The 17,036-nt window shown below is 65.1% G+C and carries 20 protein-coding genes; 11 read left to right on the plus strand and 9 right to left on the minus strand.

Annotated features, from left to right (window positions below):
- Nucleotide 1: 1 nt before the first annotated feature.
- Genes VHN57_RS19055 through VHN57_RS19070 form a run of 4 tightly spaced genes read left to right on the plus strand, consistent with a single transcriptional unit; the run spans nucleotide 2 to nucleotide 2,981 of the window.
- Nucleotides 2-298 carry a nucleotidyltransferase family protein gene (locus VHN57_RS19055; protein WP_004208946.1) on the plus strand — a complete coding sequence of 99 codons (297 nt, stop codon included), beginning with the start codon at nucleotides 2-4 and terminating at the stop codon, nucleotides 296-298.
- Nucleotides 288-635: a HepT-like ribonuclease domain-containing protein gene (locus VHN57_RS19060; protein ID WP_026109340.1), complete on the plus strand. Its 348-nt coding sequence runs from the start codon at nucleotides 288-290 to the stop codon at nucleotides 633-635. Before VHN57_RS19055 ends, VHN57_RS19060 begins: the two co-directional genes overlap by 11 nt.
- Nucleotides 632-2,458 carry a cobaltochelatase subunit CobT gene (cobT, locus tag VHN57_RS19065; RefSeq protein ID WP_278985889.1) on the plus strand — a complete coding sequence of 609 codons (1,827 nt, stop codon included), beginning with the start codon at nucleotides 632-634 and terminating at the stop codon, nucleotides 2,456-2,458. The genes VHN57_RS19060 and cobT overlap by 4 nt, the downstream gene beginning before the upstream one ends.
- Nucleotides 2,459-2,510: 52 nt before the next feature.
- Nucleotides 2,511-2,981 carry a GreA/GreB family elongation factor gene (locus VHN57_RS19070; RefSeq protein WP_423284902.1) on the plus strand — a complete coding sequence of 157 codons (471 nt, stop codon included), beginning with the start codon at nucleotides 2,511-2,513 and terminating at the stop codon, nucleotides 2,979-2,981.
- Between the two features lie 66 nt (nucleotides 2,982-3,047).
- Here the strand turns inward: VHN57_RS19070 and VHN57_RS19075 are convergent, their stop codons facing one another.
- From VHN57_RS19075 to VHN57_RS19085, 3 genes are all read right to left on the minus strand, one after another.
- Nucleotides 3,048-3,539 (minus strand): Dps family protein, encoded by a 492-nt coding sequence (locus VHN57_RS19075; RefSeq protein ID WP_004208950.1) that lies wholly within the window; start codon nucleotides 3,537-3,539, stop codon nucleotides 3,048-3,050.
- Between the two features lie 122 nt (nucleotides 3,540-3,661).
- Nucleotides 3,662-4,228 carry a TMEM165/GDT1 family protein gene (locus VHN57_RS19080; protein ID WP_037522168.1) on the minus strand — a complete coding sequence of 189 codons (567 nt, stop codon included), beginning with the start codon at nucleotides 4,226-4,228 and terminating at the stop codon, nucleotides 3,662-3,664.
- A gap of 11 nt (nucleotides 4,229-4,239) precedes the next feature.
- Nucleotides 4,240-4,563: a hypothetical protein gene (locus VHN57_RS19085; RefSeq protein ID WP_004208952.1), complete on the minus strand. Its 324-nt coding sequence runs from the start codon at nucleotides 4,561-4,563 to the stop codon at nucleotides 4,240-4,242.
- A 201-nt stretch (nucleotides 4,564-4,764) separates the two neighbouring features.
- Between VHN57_RS19085 and rpmG the strand changes: the two genes are divergently transcribed.
- Complete coding sequence (rpmG, locus tag VHN57_RS19090; protein WP_004208953.1) at nucleotides 4,765-4,932, plus strand: 50S ribosomal protein L33; 168 nt, start codon at nucleotides 4,765-4,767, stop codon at nucleotides 4,930-4,932.
- A gap of 135 nt (nucleotides 4,933-5,067) precedes the next feature.
- Here the strand turns inward: rpmG and VHN57_RS19095 are convergent, their stop codons facing one another.
- Nucleotides 5,068-6,954, minus strand: coding sequence for a PhoX family protein (locus VHN57_RS19095; RefSeq protein ID WP_278985664.1), 1,887 nt, complete (start codon nucleotides 6,952-6,954; stop codon nucleotides 5,068-5,070).
- A 149-nt stretch (nucleotides 6,955-7,103) separates the two neighbouring features.
- Nucleotides 7,104-7,466 carry a response regulator gene (locus tag VHN57_RS19100; RefSeq protein ID WP_004208955.1) on the minus strand — a complete coding sequence of 121 codons (363 nt, stop codon included), beginning with the start codon at nucleotides 7,464-7,466 and terminating at the stop codon, nucleotides 7,104-7,106.
- A gap of 68 nt (nucleotides 7,467-7,534) precedes the next feature.
- Between VHN57_RS19100 and VHN57_RS19105 the strand changes: the two genes are divergently transcribed.
- Genes VHN57_RS19105 through VHN57_RS19125 form a run of 5 tightly spaced genes read left to right on the plus strand, consistent with a single transcriptional unit; the run spans nucleotide 7,535 to nucleotide 10,769 of the window.
- Nucleotides 7,535-7,822 carry a DUF3572 domain-containing protein gene (locus VHN57_RS19105; RefSeq protein WP_037509952.1) on the plus strand — a complete coding sequence of 96 codons (288 nt, stop codon included), beginning with the start codon at nucleotides 7,535-7,537 and terminating at the stop codon, nucleotides 7,820-7,822.
- Nucleotides 7,819-8,475, plus strand: coding sequence for an HAD family hydrolase (locus tag VHN57_RS19110; protein ID WP_278985665.1), 657 nt, complete (start codon nucleotides 7,819-7,821; stop codon nucleotides 8,473-8,475). Before VHN57_RS19105 ends, VHN57_RS19110 begins: the two co-directional genes overlap by 4 nt.
- Nucleotides 8,472-8,939, plus strand: a complete 468-nt coding sequence (locus VHN57_RS19115; protein ID WP_278985666.1) for a RidA family protein — start codon at nucleotides 8,472-8,474, stop codon at nucleotides 8,937-8,939. Before VHN57_RS19110 ends, VHN57_RS19115 begins: the two co-directional genes overlap by 4 nt.
- A 43-nt stretch (nucleotides 8,940-8,982) precedes the next feature.
- Nucleotides 8,983-9,639, plus strand: coding sequence for a glycerophosphodiester phosphodiesterase family protein (locus VHN57_RS19120; RefSeq protein ID WP_423286062.1), 657 nt, complete (start codon nucleotides 8,983-8,985; stop codon nucleotides 9,637-9,639).
- Entirely contained in the window at nucleotides 9,636-10,769 is a 1,134-nt protein-coding gene (locus tag VHN57_RS19125; RefSeq protein ID WP_423284907.1) for a GNAT family N-acetyltransferase, read from the plus strand. Before VHN57_RS19120 ends, VHN57_RS19125 begins: the two co-directional genes overlap by 4 nt.
- Here the strand turns inward: VHN57_RS19125 and VHN57_RS19130 are convergent, their stop codons facing one another.
- Complete coding sequence (locus VHN57_RS19130; RefSeq protein WP_004208961.1) at nucleotides 10,770-11,066, minus strand: SEL1-like repeat protein; 297 nt, start codon at nucleotides 11,064-11,066, stop codon at nucleotides 10,770-10,772. It abuts the gene before it with no gap.
- Nucleotides 11,067-11,303: 237 nt separating this feature from the next.
- Here VHN57_RS19130 and VHN57_RS19135 point away from each other — a divergent pair, with 237 nt between their 5' ends.
- A complete protein-coding gene (locus VHN57_RS19135; protein WP_029547873.1) occupies nucleotides 11,304-12,575 on the plus strand; it encodes a multidrug effflux MFS transporter in 1,272 nt (423 codons plus the stop codon).
- 108 nt (nucleotides 12,576-12,683) lie between these two features.
- Here the strand turns inward: VHN57_RS19135 and VHN57_RS19140 are convergent, their stop codons facing one another.
- From VHN57_RS19140 to VHN57_RS19150, 3 genes are all read right to left on the minus strand, one after another.
- A complete protein-coding gene (locus tag VHN57_RS19140; RefSeq protein ID WP_278985669.1) occupies nucleotides 12,684-14,852 on the minus strand; it encodes a TonB-dependent receptor in 2,169 nt (722 codons plus the stop codon).
- A gap of 87 nt (nucleotides 14,853-14,939) precedes the next feature.
- Nucleotides 14,940-15,338, minus strand: coding sequence for a DUF2946 family protein (locus VHN57_RS19145; RefSeq protein ID WP_278985670.1), 399 nt, complete (start codon nucleotides 15,336-15,338; stop codon nucleotides 14,940-14,942).
- A gap of 128 nt (nucleotides 15,339-15,466) precedes the next feature.
- The gene (locus tag VHN57_RS19150; RefSeq protein ID WP_069336445.1) at nucleotides 15,467-17,029 is read right to left on the minus strand and encodes an amino acid permease; all 1,563 of its coding nucleotides are present in this window, start codon (nucleotides 17,027-17,029) and stop codon (nucleotides 15,467-15,469) included.
- Between the last annotated feature and the right edge of the window lie 7 nt (nucleotides 17,030-17,036).

Consider the following 17,036-nt stretch of genomic DNA (forward strand, 5'->3'; position numbering starts at 1 on the left):
TATGGACAGGAACACCGCCATCGATCGCCTGAAAGCCCATGAAGCCCAATTGCGGGCCATGGGGGTGGTGAGCCTGTCCTTGTTCGGATCGACCGCGCGGGGCGAACAGCGGCCGGATTCCGATGTCGATGTCGCGGCCAAGCTGGTCGATGATGGCCGGATCGGCCTGTTCGAGGTGGCCGCGATCGGCGAAGCGGTGCGCGAGGCGCTGGGCGTCGCCGTCGACATGGTGACCGAACCGGCCCGCAAGGCACGACTGCAACACGAGATCGATCGGGATCGCGTCTGTGTCTTCTAGCCGCGAAGCCCAGAGGTTGCAGGATATTGTCGAGAATATCGACGCGGCCCGTTCCTATGTCGGCGACATGGCGATCGAGGCCTTCATCGCCGATCGCAAGACGGTGGATGCCTGCGAACGCTGCCTGCAACGGATCACCGAGGCGGTGATCAAGATCGGCGAGGATCGGATGGAGGAAATTGCGCCTGCAATCCCCGCCAGAGCCATTCGCGGCCTGGGCAATGTCCTGCGGCATGAGTATGATTCGATCGACCTCCGCTATATTCTCATCACGATCCAGCGTGACCTGCCGCCGCTGCGTGCGGCCTGCATCGCCGCGCTGAAGGACTTGCCATGACCGAACGTTCCCCCCTCGACGCCTTCAAGGATGTGCTGGCCGGTACTGCGCGGGCGATGACGCGCGACATGGAGGTGGAGGTGAGCTTCACCGCCGACACGCCGCACATGGTGGGCAAGGCGATCAAGGTGCCGACGCCCAGCCGCGCGTTGCCCGCCGATCAGGTGGCACTGGCGCGCGGCTTTGCCGACGCCAATGCGCTGAAGCTGCGCCATCATAATGTCAGGCTGCACAATGCGATGGCGCCGGGCGAAGCGGTGGCGCGCGCGGTGTTCGACGCGGTCGAGCAGGCGCGGGTCGAGGCGATCGGATCGCGGGCGCTGGACGGCGTGCGCGCGAACCTCAATGAGGCGCTGGCGATGCGCCTGAAGTCCGATCCGATCCGCCGGGCGCGGGCGGCGGACGAGGTGCCGCTGTCGACCGCGCTGGCGCTCAAGGTGCGCGAACGGCTGACCGGCCAGGCGGTGCCCGAGGAATTGCAGCCGGCGATGAAGCTGGTCGACCAGTGGATCGAGGACAAGGCGGGCACCGATCTCGACGCGCTGGGCCTCGCCATCGACGACCAGCGCGCTTTCCAGAAGCTGACCCAGGCGATGCTGGAGCATCTGCAGCTGGTCGATGCCGACGTGCCGCCCGAAACCGACGACCCCGAGCCCGAGGATGAGGGCGAGGACAAGGAGGAAGAGCAGGAAGAAGGCGATTCTGGCCAGGAGGAATCGGGCGACAGCGACATGAACGCCGAGGCCCGGTCCGAGGATCAGGGCGGCGAGACAGAAGAGGGCGACACCGACTATAGCGAGGAGTTCGACGCCGACGCGGAAGACGGCGCCGACGACATGGGCGAGGAAGGCATGATGCCGGTGCGGCCCAATCGGCCGACGTCCGACCTGCCCCCCGGTTTCGATTATAAATCCTACACGCTCAAGCATGACGAGGTCGTCACCGCCGACGACCTGTGCGACGAGGATGAGCTGAATCGTCTGCGCGGTTTTCTGGACCAGCAACTCGTGTCCTTGCAGGGCGCGGTCACCAAGCTCGCCAACCGGTTGCAGCGCCGGTTGATGGCGCAGCAGCTTCGCTCGTGGGATTTCGACCAGGAGGAAGGGATTCTGGACGCGGCGCGGCTGGCGCGGATCGTGATCGATCCGACCCGGTCGCTGACCTACAAGATCGAGCGTGACACCGAGTTCCGCGATACCGTCGTCACCCTGTTGATCGACAATTCAGGATCGATGCGCGGCCGGCCGATCAGCATCGCCGCGATCAGCGCCGACATCATGGCCCGCACGCTGGAACGGTGCGGCGTGAAGACCGAAATCCTCGGCTTCACCACGCGCGCCTGGAAGGGCGGGCAGAGCCGCGAGGACTGGTTGGCGGCGGGCCGTCCGCCCATGCCGGGGCGCCTGAACGACCTGCGCCATATCATCTACAAGAAAGCCGACGAGCCCTGGCGCCGGGCGCGCAAGAATCTGGGCCTGATGATGCGCGAAGGGCTGCTCAAGGAAAATATCGACGGCGAGGCGCTGCTGTGGGCGCATGCGCGGTTGATCGCACGGCCCGAGGAACGGCGCATATTGATGGTGATTTCCGACGGTGCGCCGGTCGACGACAGCACCCTGTCGGTCAATAGCGGCACCTATCTGGAGCGGCATCTGCGCCAGGTGATCGACTGGATCGAGAACCGGTCGCCGGTGCAACTGGTGGCGATCGGCATCGGCCATGATGTCACCCGCTATTATCGCCGCGCCGTGACCATCATGGACGCCGAACAATTGGGCGGCACGATGGTTGAACAGCTTGCAGGGCTGTTCGACGAGGATTGACCGGCCAGTTCGGTCCCGTCGTCCCGCATTATTGGAATTCTGGAGAGGCAAGATGAGTGTCGCCTTTCGTCGCGAAAGCGACGATGAGCATATGGAGCCCAAGTTCGAGCTGCCGATCCCGCCCGGCCCCAATTGGGTCACGGCGCGCGGATTGCGGCTGACGCAGGAACAGGTAGCAGCGCTGGAAGCGATCGACACCGCTGCGATGGACGAGGAAGCCGCCAAGAAGCACAAGCGGGTGCTGCGCTACTGGCGCACGCGGCTGGCGACGGCGGAACTGCGCCCGGCGGCCGATGGCGAAGCGGTCGCGTTCGGGACGCGGGTGACCTATCGGTTGAACCGCCAGGAAAAGACCGTGGCGATCGTGGGCGATGACGAGGCCGATCCGCATGAGGGGCGGATCAGCTTTTCCGCGCCGCTGGCCCGCGCGATGATGGACGCCGAGATCGGCGAGACCGTAGATTTTTCCGGCAAGGAAGGCGCGATCGAGATCATGGCGATCGGGGTGGTGGACGAAGCGTAAGCCCCCTCACCGATTGCGATCATGAAAAGGGCCTCCCGGTGACGTGCCGGGAGGCCCTTTTCGGATTCAGGCGCCGCGGGCGGCTTCGAACAGGAACCAGGCGCGCTGTTCGGCCTGGTCGGTCCAGTCGTCGACGATGCCTTCGGTCGCATTGTCGCCTGCCTCGGTGGCGGCGGCCTTCACTGCGCGGAAGGTTTCGACCAGCGCCAGATTGTCGTCGCGCAGTTCCTTGAGCATGTCGGCCGGGCTGACGAAATCGGCGTCATTGTCCTTCACGCTCTGGTGACGGGCGACGTCGCCGATCGAGCGCAGCGTGGTGTTGCCGGTCTTGCGCACGCGCTCGGCAATCAGGTCGGTCACGCCCAGAATCTCGGTCGCCTGCTCATCGAACATCAGATGATAGTCGCGGAAATGCGGGCCGGAGACGTGCCAGTGGAAATTCTTGGTCTTAAGATAGAGGGCAAAGCTGTCGGCCAGGGCGCCGTTCAGGGCCTCGGCGACCGACTTGGTGGCATTGCTCTTGAGGTCGGTGGGCGTCTTGAGATCGGGGGCGGTCATGCATTGTCCTCCTGTTGGGGCGGAATTGATTTCGGACATATAATGATTGTCCGTCAATAAGGTGCCCCCGCAAGTCGGAAATCTTTGGGCAATTTATCGGTCAGGCTGATGAAGGGAATCGATCAGAGCCGGCCGATCGCGCTCATCGCCATGCCGGCGCCCGCCAATATGGCGATGCCGCCGCCGACCAGGCGAATCGCGCGCACCGGCAGCACGGAGAGGAACCGGTCGCGCATCAGGATCACCGGCACGCTGGCGGCGATCACGCCGATCGCGCCGCCGATCGCGGCCAGCGCCGGGTCGGCCGTGCGGGTGGCGATGCCCAGGATCAGGAATTGCGGGCCGTCGCCAAAGCCCAGGATGAAGACGCCCAGCGCAGTGGTGAGGAACGGCCCGATGCGCCAGTCGTCGAGCGTGTCGGGCATCTTCACCGGCCAGAGCAGGCCGACGCCCAGGAACAGGACCGACAGCGCCATGAACAACAGCCGTGCGTCATGGCCGAGCATCGGCCCGATCCAGGCCCCCGCTGCCGCGGAAAGGGCAGCATTGGCGATGGCGGCAACGGCAACGCCGGCGATGATCGCCCCGTCACGCTGGTAACGATGGGCGAGCGCCAGCACGAGCAACTGCCCCTTGTCGCCAATTTCCCCGAACAGGCAGCCCAGCAGGGCGATCAACAAGGCGTCCATTCCAAATCCCGTCAGGCGTGCAGGCGATGCACCGTAGCGGGCGCGGCGGCCGGCGGCAAAATATTGTCGAGCGGCGGCAGTTCGTCGGCGATCGCGTCCCGCATCCGGTCGAGATAGGAGAGGACGACCGAATCGAGCCCATCGAGCGAGAGGACCGACTGGAGCGTGGCGGCCAGGTCGCCGACGCTGTCGACGCGAAAGGCGCGTGCGATATGGCGGATCTGGTCGACCTCGTCATGCAGGCGCGGCACCGACACATGGCCGCGCTGGGCGGCGAGTCCGTCGACCCGCCGCAGCAGGTCCGCCAGAATCGCCAGTTTCGGATCATGTCGCATGGAGCCATCTCCCTTCATCCGTGCCCCGCCTGACAGCATGCGCGCATAGGGTTAAAGGGCCGTAAAGCCTGTTGCACAGCCTCCATTGGGCGCGCGAGCCTTGACATCGGGGCGAATCTGCCCCAAGGGGCACCGCTGAAACGGGGCGGTCCGACAGGGCCGCTTTTCTTTTTACGCTATTTCAAGACCAGGGACCAAGCCATGGCCAAGCCGGCAACTGTCAAGATCCGCCTCGTCAGCACGGCTGACACTGGCTTCTTCTACGTCACCAAGAAGAACCCGCGCACCACGACCGAAAAGCTGAGCTTCAGCAAGTATGACCCGGTCGTGCGCAAGCATGTCGAGTTCAAGGAAGCCAAGATCAAGTAAGCCGCTGCGGGCTTCGCGCCCGCGCGCCTGATCTTTCGGCACCGAAAAAGGCCCGTCCCTGTTGGGAGCGGGCCTTTTCCTGTTGGCATTCGCGCCGGCTAGGCCCCCGATCCGAAGATCGGGAGCCCGATGTCGTCAGTTGCCGACCGGCTGGCCGTCGGTACGACGCACCACGATGGTCGAGGAGCGCGGCTGCTGCCCCGCCACCGGCCAGTTGCCGGTCGGATGCTGGATGTTGATGAAAAAGTTCTTGAGGTCCGGCGTATAGGCAATGCCGGTGATCTCGCAGCCCGCAGGGCCGACCAGGAAGCGCTTCGACTGCTTGCTGGTCTGATCGATATAATACATCGAATTATTGCCGAAGGCGCCGGTCATGTTGGTGGCAGCGCCGTTCAGCGTGCCGGCATTGCCGGTCAGATTATGGTCGGTCTGAACCCACAGGCGGCCCTGGGGATCGATGCGGATGCCATCGGGGCTGGAGAAATAGTCGCCGCTGATATTGCCCTTGAGATTATCCTCCGCGAGCGCGGGGTTGCCTGCCAGCAGGAAGATTTCCCAAGTGAAGGCGGTCGCCAGCGGCGAGTCGCCATTTTCGCGGAACTTGAGGATATGGCCATGCAGGTTGGTCACGCGCGGATCGGCAGCGTCGGTGACGCGGCGACCGCTATTGTTGGTCAGCGTGACGAAGATCGCCTGCTTGTTGGGCGCAACCGTGATCCATTCCGGACGGTCCATGATGGTGCCGCCAGCGACGCGGGCGGCCGACTGGGTGTTGACCAGCACATCGGCCTGGTTGGTGAAATTGACCGTCGTCGGGGTCGGCGGCGTGGTCGACTGGCTGACGTTGCCCGGATCCTGGGCCCCCGCGACCAGACCATTCTGGCCCTGGACCAGCGGACGCCATTCGCCCGTGCCGTCGGCATTGAAGCGCGCGACATAGAGGGTGCCATAATCGAGCAGGTCGGTGTTGGCGGCACGATTGCTGCTGCTGAAGGCACGGTCCGGCACGAACTTGTAGACGCAGCCCGGCGTCGAATCGTCACCCATGTAGAAGGCGACGCGGTTGTTGGCGTCGGTCATGTGGGCGACATTTTCATGGCTGAAACGGCCGAGCGCGGTGCGCTTGGTCGCGGGCGCCAGTTCCTGGAACGGATCAATCTCGACCACCCAGCCATAGCTGGTGTTGGGCTGGGTCGGGTCGAGATAGTTGTTCGTCGTTTCCTCGCAGGTGAGGTAGGTGCCCCAGGGGGTGCGGCCCGACGAGCAGTTGTTGAGCATGCCGCGGATCGTGCCGGGCAGGACGCCCGCAGCAGGGCCGCCGACGCGATAGTCGGTGTTGCCGCTGTAGCGCTTGTTATATTTCGAGCCGGCCTTGACCGCGAACTTGCCGTCCGTGCCCTTGGTCACTTCGACCACGGCGATGCCGACGGCCGAGAGTGCGATCGCCTTCTGATCGGCGGTGGCGGTCGACGCGTTATAGCTGCCGCTGGAGAAGAGGATGTTGTAGTCGGGCAGTTCGAAGTTGATCGCGAGCAGGCCGCCGCTGTTGGCGTCGGTGCCGGTCAGTTCGAAATATTCCATGCCGTCATGATTGCCGCCGGCCCAGGCCGCGGTCTGGCTGACGCTGGTCGGGAAGGTGCCATTGGCAAAGGCGGTGCCGGCTTCGACCAGATCGCCGGCCTTGAGCAGCACATCGACAGTATAGCCCGACGGCACGGTCACGGTGTCGTTGGTGTTGATCGCAACCGAGGTGAAGTTGATGCCATAGCTGGGCGTCGGAGTCGGCGTGGGGGAGGGTGTCGGCGTCGGCGTGGGTGCCGGCGTGCTGTCGTCGTCATCATCGTCACAGGCGGCGAGCGCGCCGAGCATCGGCAGCACGGACAGGCCCAGCAGGCCGTTCTTCAGGACGGAGCGGCGGCCCGGATTGGCCGCGACGATGGCTTCCAGGCTATCTTCGCCCGAAACAATCTTGGGCTGCGCATCGCGGAAGGCCGCGCGCGCCTCGTCGGTCAGATGAGACATGATAAAATACCCCTGTGCATCCGAGCGTCGGCATGACCGCCGCGCCCTTGGCGCGCATGACGTGACAGAGGAGGATGACGCGCAAACTGCGCTATGATGTCAGAGCAGCGACCGAATGATGACGCATAAGTGACGCTGTTTCCGGCCGGTTACAGCAGCGCGTTCACCTGCTCGACGAACCGCAGCACCGAAATCGGCTTGGACACATAGGCGTCGGCCCCGGCCGCGCGGATACGATCCTCATCGCCCTTCCCGGCATAGGCGGTGACCGCCATGATCGGCACCGCCGACAGGCTGTCATCGCCCTTGAGCGACACGATCAGGTCATAGCCGCTGACATGGGGCAGATGGATGTCGGTGATCACCAGGTCCGGCGCGAATTCGCGCGCCTGCGCCAGCACGTCGCGGCCATCGCGCAGCGGCAGCACGTCATGCCCGTGCGCGCGCAGCAGGTCGCAAAAAAGTTTCAGATTGAGTTCGTTGTCCTCGACAACGAGCACGCGCTTTGCCACGAGTCACCCGCGTTCCAGAGAAGCCCCTTGGTGCGCGCCTATAGCCGCCCATTCCGCGAGAGCCAATCATGCGACCCGAGACCCAGAATGGCAAGCCGGATAGCGCCGCCGATGCCGAAATTTTGGCATTGATGGCAATGGGATGGACGCTGAGCGATGGTCGCCGGGCCGATCGACTGCTGGCGCTGACCGGTCTGGATGCCGATGCGCTGCGCGCAGGCGTCGGCAATCGTGCGATCCTGGGCGCCGTGCTGGCCTTCCTGGCCGACCATGAACCCGATCTGGTTGCCTGTGCCGAGGCGATCGACAGCAGCCCGGCGGCCCTGATCGCCGCGAAGGAGAATCTGAGCCGATGAGCCGCCCGCTGATCATCACCGACTGCGACGAGGTATTGCTGCACATGGTCGTGCCGTTCCGCCACTGGCTGGACGAGACGCATGATGTGCATTTCGACATGCGCGAACAGGGGTTTGCCGAGGCACTGCGCCACAAGGACAGTGGCGTCCCGCTGGAACGCGAACTGGTGTGGGAGTTGCTGATCGCCTTTTTCGATACCGAAATGGCGCGCCAGACCCCGATCAGCGGCGCGGTCGAGGCGCTGCATCGGCTGGCACAGATCGCCGACATCGAAGTGCTGACCAATATCGGCGAGCGCCACCACCAGCTGCGCATCGAGCAACTGGCGAGCCATGGCCTGCACCTGCCGGTCCACTGGAACCATGGCGGCAAGGGGCACAAGCTGGCCAATATCCTGGCCGAACGCCAGCCGAGCTGCGCCGTCTTCATCGACGATCTGGGCGAGCATCATGCGTCGGTCGCGCGTCATGCGCCCGGCGTATGGCGGCTGCACATGGTCGGTGAGCCCGAGATCGCGGGCGACATCCCGGTCGCGGACAAGGCCCATGCCCGGATCGACGATTGGGCCAGCGCCGAAAAATGGATCATCGCCCGCCTGGCCGAAGGGCCGGCACCCGCTATTTCAACGCCCCTGAATGGAGCCATTGCATGAGCATCGACGCCCGCCTTGCCGAACTCGGCATCACCCTGCCCGCCGCCGCCGCCCCGGTCGCAGCCTATGTCGCCGCGGTAGAGGCCAACGGCCTGCTGCATATTTCCGGCCAGATCGCGCTGAACAATGGCGAACTGATGACCGGCCGGCTGGGCGAGGACCGCGACCTGGACTATGGCGTCGAAGCCGCGCGCGCCTGTGGCCTGAACCTCATCGCCCAGATGAAGGCGGCGCTGGGCGGCAACCTCAACCGGGTCGAACGCATCGTCAAGCTGGGTGCCTTCATCGCCAGCGCACCCGGCTTCACCGACCAGCCCAAGGTTGCCAATGGCGCGTCGGAACTGATGGTCGCGGTGTTCGGTGAAGCCGGCAAGCATGCCCGCAGCGCCGTCGGCGTGCCGGTGCTGCCGCTGGGCGCGGCCGTCGAGATCGACGCGATCGTGCAGGTTCGCCCCGCTGCATAAGCGGCCCGACTGGCTGACCGCCCGCCCCTTCGCCCATCGCGGGCTGCATCGGACGGGCATCAGCGAAAATGGCATGGCGGCGTTCGATGCCGCCATCGCCAGGGGACTGGGCATCGAATGCGATGTCCGGCTGAGCCGCGACGGCCGGCCCATCGTCTTTCATGACGCCAGCCTGATGCGAATGGCCGGGCAAGCGGGCGCCGTAGCGGATCGCGATGCGACAGAACTGGACGCACTGCGCCTGCCCGATGGCGGCGCGATCCCGCGCCTAACCGCACTGCTGGACGCCTGTATCACGACGCCGCTGCTGATCGAGATAAAGGTCGAGGGGCGCGATGTCGCGCCAATCTGCACTGCGGTGGCAAGGACGCTCGACGGCCGCGACCAGCCGGTGGCGGTGATGTCGTTCAACCCGCTGGCGATGCGCTGGTTCGCGCGACATCGGCCGGACATGGTGCGCGGACTGGTGAGCAGCAGCCAGAACAAGGGGCGGCTGCGCGCGCTTTTCGACCGCACCCTTGCACTTTGGCTGGCCAATCCCGATTTTCTGGCCTGTGATATCCGTGACTTGCCCTTCCGCTTCGCCGATGCCGCCCGTCGCCGGGGGCTGCCGGTGTTGAGCTGGACGGTGCGCAGCACGGCGCAGCGGGCGATCGCCGCTGCCCATGTCGACCAGATCATCTTCGAGGGACCAGCATGAGCGAATTTGTCGCGCGCATCGCCGGTGGCGTCGCCGACCTGCCCAAAGCGCAATGGGATGCCTGTGCCGGCAGCGCCAATCCGTTCGTCAGCTGGGATTTCCTGACCGCACTGGAACAGTCCGGAAGCGTCGGGCCGGGCACCGGATGGCAACCCTTGCCGATCGTCATCGACGGGCCGGACGGGACGATCGCGGCCGCTGCGCCGCTCTATGCCAAGACCCACAGCCAGGGCGAATATGTGTTCGACCATGGCTGGGCCGATGCCTGGGAGCGGGCGGGCGGCCAATATTATCCGAAAATACAGATCGCCGCGCCCTTCTCGCCCGTGCCCGGCCCCCGATTGCTGGTGCGCGATTCGACGCTGGGGCCGGCGCTGATCGCGGGAATCGAGACTTTGGTCGAGCGCAACGACCTGTCATCGGCGCATGCGACCTTCGTCGATCCCGACCAGATCGCCCTGTTCGAGGCGGCGGGCTGGCTGATTCGCGAGGACAGCCAGTTTCACTGGCACAACAGGGGCTATGCCGGGTTCGAGGATTTCCTGGCCGAGCTGTCGAGCGAGAAGCGCAAGAATATCCGCAAGGAAAGGCGGCGCGCGGTCGAGGGGCTGGAGATCGTCCACCTTTCCGGACGCGACCTGACCGAAGCGCATTGGGACATATTCTGGGATTTCTATCAGGATACCGGCGCGCGCAAATGGGGCAGGCCCTATCTGACCCGGTCCTTCTTCTCGATCCTGGGCGAGACGATGGCGGACAGCATATTGCTGATGCTGGCGCTGCGCGAGGGCCAGGCGATTGCAGGCGCACTGAACCTGATCGGCGAAGACACGCTCTATGGCCGCTATTGGGGATGCCGCGAGGACGTGCCCAACCTGCATTTCGAGCTATGCTATTATCAGGCGATCGATGCGGCGATCGCGCGCGGGCTCGACCGGGTCGAGGCGGGCGCGCAGGGCGGCCACAAGCTGGCGCGCGGCTATGCGCCGCAGCCCACCTATTCGGCGCATCATATTCCCAATGCGAGCTTTCGCCGGGCGGTGGCGGGTTTCCTCGACGCCGAGCGGGAGGAAGTGCAGCGCGACCGTCTGTGGCTCAATGAAAGAACGCCCTTCCGCAAGGAAGGCTGATCAGGCGGCGCGAACTTCGGTCGCGACGATCCAGGCACGGGCCTGGCGCTGGGCCTCGGCAATCTCGCGCGCGGTCATTTCCTCGGCGATTTCGGCGCGCATGCTCTGGCCGGCTTCGCTGCCGCCACGGGCCGCAAGGTTGAACCATTTATGGGCCTCGACCAGGTCGATCGGCATGCCCCCGGTGCCGCAGCTATAGGCGACGCCCAGTTCGAAACAGGCCTCTGCCGAGCCGTGGGCCGCGCCGGCCAGACGACTATCCATCAAAAACTGCGCACTTTTGAGACTATTTGCCATGATCTTCCCCTGTATCCCTAACCCAATGTTCCAACCTTTGGTTTGCGAGTGGGGGCAGAATGCCCGGCAGGCCGTAAAAAATGGTTAACGGCCAAATCGGCATATTTGCGCAGTTTGCCCGAAGCTGCTGGATGCGGCAGGGTTAATGCCCGGTGGGCGATGACAGGTGGGCGATGAGGGGCGGAAATAAGCGCGTTGGGGCTGGCGCCGCCGGGCGATTGTCCGCATAGGCCAGTGATGGCCGAAAATTCCCCCATGGGCGCGCAGCCTGCCGCAAAGGATATTCATTTCCGCGAGTTCGTGCTGCTGTGTGCGTGCCTGATGGCGATGAACGCGCTGTCGATCGATCCGATGCTGCCGGCCCTGCCCGACATTGGCCGCGACCTGCATATCGCAAATCCCAATGACCGGCAGCTGATCATCAGCTTCTATTTCATGGGGCTGGGCGTGGGATCGCTGCTGTTCGGCGTGCTGTCGGACCAGTTCGGGCGCAAGAAGGTGCTGGGCGGGGCGATGATATTGTTCATCCTGTCCTCGATCGCCTGTGCCGGGGCGCACAGCTTCACCATGTTGCTGATCGCGCGCACCAGCGCCGGATTCTTTGCCGGGGCGAGCCGCGTCATCACCGTCGGCATCATCCGCGACCGGTTCAAGGGCGACGCGATGGCGCGGGTCATGTCGCTGATCTTCGCGGTGTTCATGCTGATCCCGGTGATGGCACCCAGTTTCGGCCAGGCGATATTGTGGATCGCGCCGTGGCGCTGGATCTTCTGGGTGCTGGCGATCCTGGCGACCGCGATCCTGGGCTGGATGGCGATCCGCCTGCCCGAGACGCTGCATCCCGACAATCGCATCCGCATCAACCCGCGCACCATCCTCCAGACGGTCGGCACGATCTTCCGCACGCGCAGCTCGATCGGTTACATGCTGGCGAGCGGCGTGGTGATGAGCGGCCTGATCGGCTTCATCCTGTCGGTGCAGCAGATCTTCTTCGACGTGTTCCATGCGCAGAAGATCTTCCCCCTCGCCTTTGCGACGATCGCCGGCAGCATGGGGATAGGCAGCCTGGTCAACAGCCGGCTGGTCTCGCGCTTCGGCGCGCGGCGGCTGAGCCAGAGCGCGCTGATCGCCTTCATCCTGATTGCGGCGGTGCATCTGGCGGTGATCCTGGCCGGGCAGGAAACCATCGTCACCTTCATGGTGCTGCAGGCGATGACGATGATGACGGTGGCGTTCACCGCATCCAATTTCAGCGCGATCTCGATGGAGCCCTTCTCCAAGGGAGCGGGCGTCGCCTCCTCCTTCCAGGCCTTCCTGACGACCGCGGTGTCGAGCGCGCTGGGCAGCCTGGTCGGTCGCGCCTTCGACGGGACCACCCTGCCCTTCACGCTGGGGCTGCTGGTGTTCGGATCGGGATCGCTGCTGATCGTCTTCTGGGCGGAGCGCGGCAAGCTGTTCACCCGGCCGCACCTCAATGCCCTGCGCGAGGATTATGAGGCAATGCACTGACTTTCTGGTTGGAAAGTCCGCGCCGGCCCACGCCCCCACCCGACCGCCCACAGAGTGTATCCTGATTGGGAGGCCGGGCGCGCCGATGAGGCACACCCGGCCGGTTCGTCAGAAGCGCGTGCTGAGGCCCAGATTGATCGAGCGGCCCATGCCCGGCACCGGACGCAGCGTGCCGGTCGCGCCATAATCGCCCAGTGACATGCCGCCAAGCGGCAGGTCATAGCCGGCGTCGAAGAGATTCTTCGCCTCGACCGTCAGCTTCAGCCCCTTGGCCCAAAGCGGCAGCGTATAGCCGGCACGCAGGTCGACCAGCGCATAGCCGCGCGTGCGCGGTTCGTTGCGGGTGGCGTCGACGCGATTCTTGTCGGCGACAAATTCGACATCGGCGCCCAGTTCCAGCGCGTCGATGCGATGGGCGAGGCCCATCTTCAGGTCGAGCGGCATCTGGCGATAGAGCGGGCCGCCATCCGACAGATTCTGGCCATGGACATAGGAAGCGCTGGCAGTGAAGCTGGTTTCGACATGGGCGCTGCGCTGGAGCGGCACGCTGGCGCTGACATCGACGCCGTAAAATTGGGCATCCTGATTGGCGAATTGCAGCTGCACGAAGCCGCTGGGCATGCCCATCATGTCGGTCAGATCCTGGAGATGGGCCGCGTCGATATAGTCGTTCACGCGGGTATAATAGGGCGAGATCTTCAGCGTCGCACCGCCCTTCGCGGTCAGGCGCAGCGCGGCGCTGACCGTGTCGGCCTGTTCCGACTTGAGGTCGAGATTGCCGACATAGCCATTGCCGTCGCCATACCAGCCGATCATCTGGCTGGCCATCGCGCCCCGGCCCCAGGCATAGCGCTCGTAGAGATTGGGCGCGCGGCTCTTGTGCGCATAGCCCAGTTCAAAGGCGAGTAGGTCGGACGCCTGCCAGCTCGCCAGTGCGGTCGCGCTCCAGTTGTTGTCGGTGCGGCGATGGCTGCGCGCATTGAAGGCTTCTGCCGCCATGGCGTCGGCCATGTTCATCATGCCGGTGCCATAGGGCTGAACGTCGCCCGTATTCATCCGCACCCGATCGAAGCGCGCGCCGATCGAGGTGGAGAGCCGATCGGTCCAGTGCGATTCCCATTCGCCGAACAGGCCCAGCCGGTCGCGCCGGCCATTGTTGATGTTGATAAAGGGATTGGGGCCCATCATCATCGATCCGGCGACCGGCGGCCACCAGTCGTCCATGCCCTGATGCTGATAATCGCCGCCCACGCGCAGCGTGTCGTGCGGGCTGAGCGGCAGGCTCAGCTTCATCGCCGAGGTGAAGCTGTGAATTTGCGTATTCATCGGCATGGAGCCGGGCTGCTTGTCGGCGAGGAAGTCCATCCGATGGGCGGTGTCGCGATAGCCGACGCTGGCATCGACATCGCCCCAGGCGAAGGTGCCGCGATATCGGCCGTTGAGGAACCAGGACCTGTTCGAGGTCATGTCCATATATTGGTTCGGGAAGCCCTCATAGGGCGAGAAATGATAGCCGCCCTTCAGCTCGAACAGGCCGAGACGGGTCTGAGCGGCGAGCGCCAGCTGATGATCGGTCTTGGCATATTCGGTCGAACGCACCACGCCCCGGTTGCCGCCACCGTCATAGTTGTCCGACTGGGTGTAGGAGCCGCTATAGGTAGCGCTGATCCGCTTGCCCGCGACCGTCAGCGTGACGCCGCCGCCAAAGGCGTCGCCATTGCTGCGATAGAAGCTGGATGCTTCCCCCGTAACCAGGGTGCCGCCATCGACGGCGAAGCGCGGCATCGCGCTTTCGACAGCGATGATACCGGCAATATTGTCACCGCCCATGCTGACCGGCGAGACGCCCGGCACCACCGCGATGCTGCCGACCGTCTGCGGATCGGTATAGGAAAGCGGCGTATTCATGTCGTTGGGACAGGCAATGTCGACCGGGATGCCGTCAAGCGTGATGCGAATCCGCTGTTCGGTCAGGCCGCGCAGCGCCGGCATGGAGGAAAAGCCGCCGCCGCCATTGGCCGCGACGCCGGGCAGGCTGGCGAGGATGGCGGCGGTGTCGCTGCTCGACAGGGCGCGACGGCGCAATGTGCCGCTGCCGAGCCGGGCGCCGTTGAGCGGCGCGCTGCCGATATCGGGCGCCGCCCCGTCGAAGCGGGTCTGGAGCGGCGGGGCCGCGTCATCGGTGGTGGGGGTATCGGCCGGCAGGCTGTCCTGCGCGGCGACATGGGTGGGGAGCAATGCCAGCGATGCGGCGATTGCGACGAGAGATGTCTTCATCGGAAACCCTGTTTGCGCGCGCCCGCCTTCCCGGCAGGGGCGCTTGATCTGAAAGAAAGGCCGCGCGGCGGCACGGCCATGGTCAGATCAGGCGGGTGGTCCGCGCAAAGGGGGGCGCAGATGGCCGATGCGCACGAGCGCAGGCGGCCGCACCGGCGCGAAGCCGAGCAGCAGGGCGAAGGCGATCGCCAGCATTACTATCAGCGGATCAGCGCCGCCGAGCGAGGCCATCGACAGCGCGCCATAGGGGCATGTGCGCTTGGCGGCATCGGCCGGCTGATGATCGGGATCGGCCTGCAAGGGCACGATCAGCTGCGAGGCGGTGCTGCCGATCGCGGCGTCATGGCAGAACTGGATGACCAGGGTGCGCTGTTGTTGCGCCAGCATGAAGCCGCCGGGCAGCAAGGCCTTCATGCACAGCGCCAGCAGGACAAGCGCCAGCGCTTGCCCTCGATGCTGTTGAAGATAGGCGCGCAGGCTCCCCATGAGGACGGCCTAGCCCGACCCCTGCCCCCTGTCACCAAGACAAAAGGTCGCAGGGGTCGGGCCGGCAGCGGCACCCAAGAAAAAAGGGGCGGTTTCCCGCCCCTTCCTTCCATCGATCGTCAGGCCGATCAGGCGTCCTGGCCGCCCGGCGTGTGCGCGCCCGGCAGCGGCGGCACCGGCTGGGGCGGGATGCCCGCGCCAGCCTCCGCCACATCGACAATCCCGCGGCCGACATGGCTGCGGCTGCGGCTATAGGCGAAATAGACGATCAGGCCGAGCGTCGCCCAGCCAACGAACATCAGCTTGGTTTCGACGCCCAGGCTCCAGAAGAGATAGGCGCAGCCGGCAATGGCGATCGGCGCGGTGATATAGATGGCCGGGGTGCGGAACGGACGCTTGCGGTCGGCATCGGTCTTGCGCAGGCGCATCACCGCGATCGACACGGCGGCGAAGGCGAAGAGCGTACCCGAGTTGGAGATGTCCGCCAGGATGCCGACCGGGAAGAAGGCCGCGAACAGCGCCACGAAGATGCCGGTCAGGATGGTGATGACGTGCGGCGTCTTGTAGGTCGGATGCACCTTCGAGAAGAGTTCCGGCAGCAGGCCGTCGCGGCTCATGACGAAGAAGATGCGGGTCTGGCCGAACATCATCATCAGGATGACCGAAGGCAGGGCCAGGCCGGCGGCGAGGCCGAGCAGGTTGCCGATCTGGGGCCAGCCGATTTCACGCAGGGTCCAGGCCAGCGCTTCCTTCGAGCAGGTGACGGCTTCGGTGCCGGCAGCGGCCAGCGCGGCGCACTGCTGCGACAGGGCGGTCGAACCGGGGGCGAGGACTTCGCCGGCCGGGCCATAGACCGGCTGTGCGCCGACGGTGCCGATCACGCCGGCGGCCACCAGCATGTAGAAGATGGTGCAGATGGCGAGCGAGCCGATCAGGCCGATCGGCATGTTGCGCTGCGGATTCTTGGTTTCCTCCGCTGCGGTCGAAACCGCGTCGAAGCCGACATAGGCGAAGAAGATCGAGGCGGCAGCGGCCGACACGCCCGAGAAGCCGAGCGGCATGAACGGGGTGAAGCCCTTCATGTTCATGACCGGCACCGACAGGACGATGAACAGGGTCAGCGCCGACACCTTGATCGCGACCAGCACCGCGTTGACGGTGGCGCTTTCCTTGGTGCCGATGACCAGCAGCCAGGTGACGAGCGACGCGATCAGCATCGCCGGCAGGTTGACCATGCCGCCATCGAACGGCCCGCGCGTCAGCAGATCGGGTATGTCGAGATGGAAGGTATGTTCGATCAGGCCGACCACATAACCGGACCAGCCCACCGACACGGCGCCGGCAGCCACCGCATATTCGAGGATCAGCGCCCAGCCGACCATCCAGGCGATCAGTTCGCCCATCACCGCATAGCTGTAGGTATAGGCCGAACCCGAGACCGGGACCATGGCGGCCATTTCGGCGTAGCAGAGCGCGGCGACCGCGCAGACGAAGCCGGCAATGACGAAGGAGAGCATCATGCCCGGCCCCGCCTTTTGCGCGGCCTCGGCCGTCAGCACGAAAATGCCGGTGCCGATGACGGCGCCGATGCCCAGCATGGTGAGTTGGAATGCGCCCAGTGAGCGATGCAGTGATTTTTTCTCTGCCGTCGCCAATATGGCGTCGAGAGGCTTAACGCGCCCGAAAATCATCAATGAA

This window comes from Sphingobium salicis subsp. salicis (assembly GCF_049472635.1).
In the GTDB taxonomy this organism is placed as follows: Bacteria; Pseudomonadota; Alphaproteobacteria; order Sphingomonadales; family Sphingomonadaceae; genus Sphingobium; species Sphingobium yanoikuyae_A.

What these genes read in the sequence shown, in the direction of transcription:
- VHN57_RS19055 (WP_004208946.1), top strand. Translation starts at nt 2, where the DNA reads ATGGACAGGAACACCGCCATCGATCGCCTGAAAGCCCATGAAGCCCAA.
- cobT (WP_278985889.1), top strand. Translation starts at nt 632, where the DNA reads ATGACCGAACGTTCCCCCCTCGACGCCTTCAAGGATGTGCTGGCCGGT.
- VHN57_RS19070 (WP_423284902.1), top strand. Translation starts at nt 2,511, where the DNA reads ATGAGTGTCGCCTTTCGTCGCGAAAGCGACGATGAGCATATGGAGCCC.
- VHN57_RS19075 (WP_004208950.1), bottom strand. Translation starts at nt 3,539, where the DNA reads ATGACCGCCCCCGATCTCAAGACGCCCACCGACCTCAAGAGCAATGCC.
- VHN57_RS19080 (WP_037522168.1), bottom strand. Translation starts at nt 4,228, where the DNA reads ATGGACGCCTTGTTGATCGCCCTGCTGGGCTGCCTGTTCGGGGAAATT.
- VHN57_RS19085 (WP_004208952.1), bottom strand. Translation starts at nt 4,563, where the DNA reads ATGCGACATGATCCGAAACTGGCGATTCTGGCGGACCTGCTGCGGCGG.
- rpmG (WP_004208953.1), top strand. Translation starts at nt 4,765, where the DNA reads ATGGCCAAGCCGGCAACTGTCAAGATCCGCCTCGTCAGCACGGCTGAC.
- VHN57_RS19095 (WP_278985664.1), bottom strand. Translation starts at nt 6,954, where the DNA reads ATGTCTCATCTGACCGACGAGGCGCGCGCGGCCTTCCGCGATGCGCAG.
- VHN57_RS19105 (WP_037509952.1), top strand. Translation starts at nt 7,535, where the DNA reads ATGCGACCCGAGACCCAGAATGGCAAGCCGGATAGCGCCGCCGATGCC.
- VHN57_RS19110 (WP_278985665.1), top strand. Translation starts at nt 7,819, where the DNA reads ATGAGCCGCCCGCTGATCATCACCGACTGCGACGAGGTATTGCTGCAC.
- VHN57_RS19115 (WP_278985666.1), top strand. Translation starts at nt 8,472, where the DNA reads ATGAGCATCGACGCCCGCCTTGCCGAACTCGGCATCACCCTGCCCGCC.
- VHN57_RS19125 (WP_423284907.1), top strand. Translation starts at nt 9,636, where the DNA reads ATGAGCGAATTTGTCGCGCGCATCGCCGGTGGCGTCGCCGACCTGCCC.
- VHN57_RS19130 (WP_004208961.1), bottom strand. Translation starts at nt 11,066, where the DNA reads ATGGCAAATAGTCTCAAAAGTGCGCAGTTTTTGATGGATAGTCGTCTG.
- VHN57_RS19135 (WP_029547873.1), top strand. Translation starts at nt 11,304, where the DNA reads ATGGCCGAAAATTCCCCCATGGGCGCGCAGCCTGCCGCAAAGGATATT.
- VHN57_RS19140 (WP_278985669.1), bottom strand. Translation starts at nt 14,852, where the DNA reads ATGAAGACATCTCTCGTCGCAATCGCCGCATCGCTGGCATTGCTCCCC.
- VHN57_RS19145 (WP_278985670.1), bottom strand. Translation starts at nt 15,338, where the DNA reads ATGGGGAGCCTGCGCGCCTATCTTCAACAGCATCGAGGGCAAGCGCTG.
- VHN57_RS19150 (WP_069336445.1), bottom strand. Translation starts at nt 17,029, where the DNA reads ATGATTTTCGGGCGCGTTAAGCCTCTCGACGCCATATTGGCGACGGCA.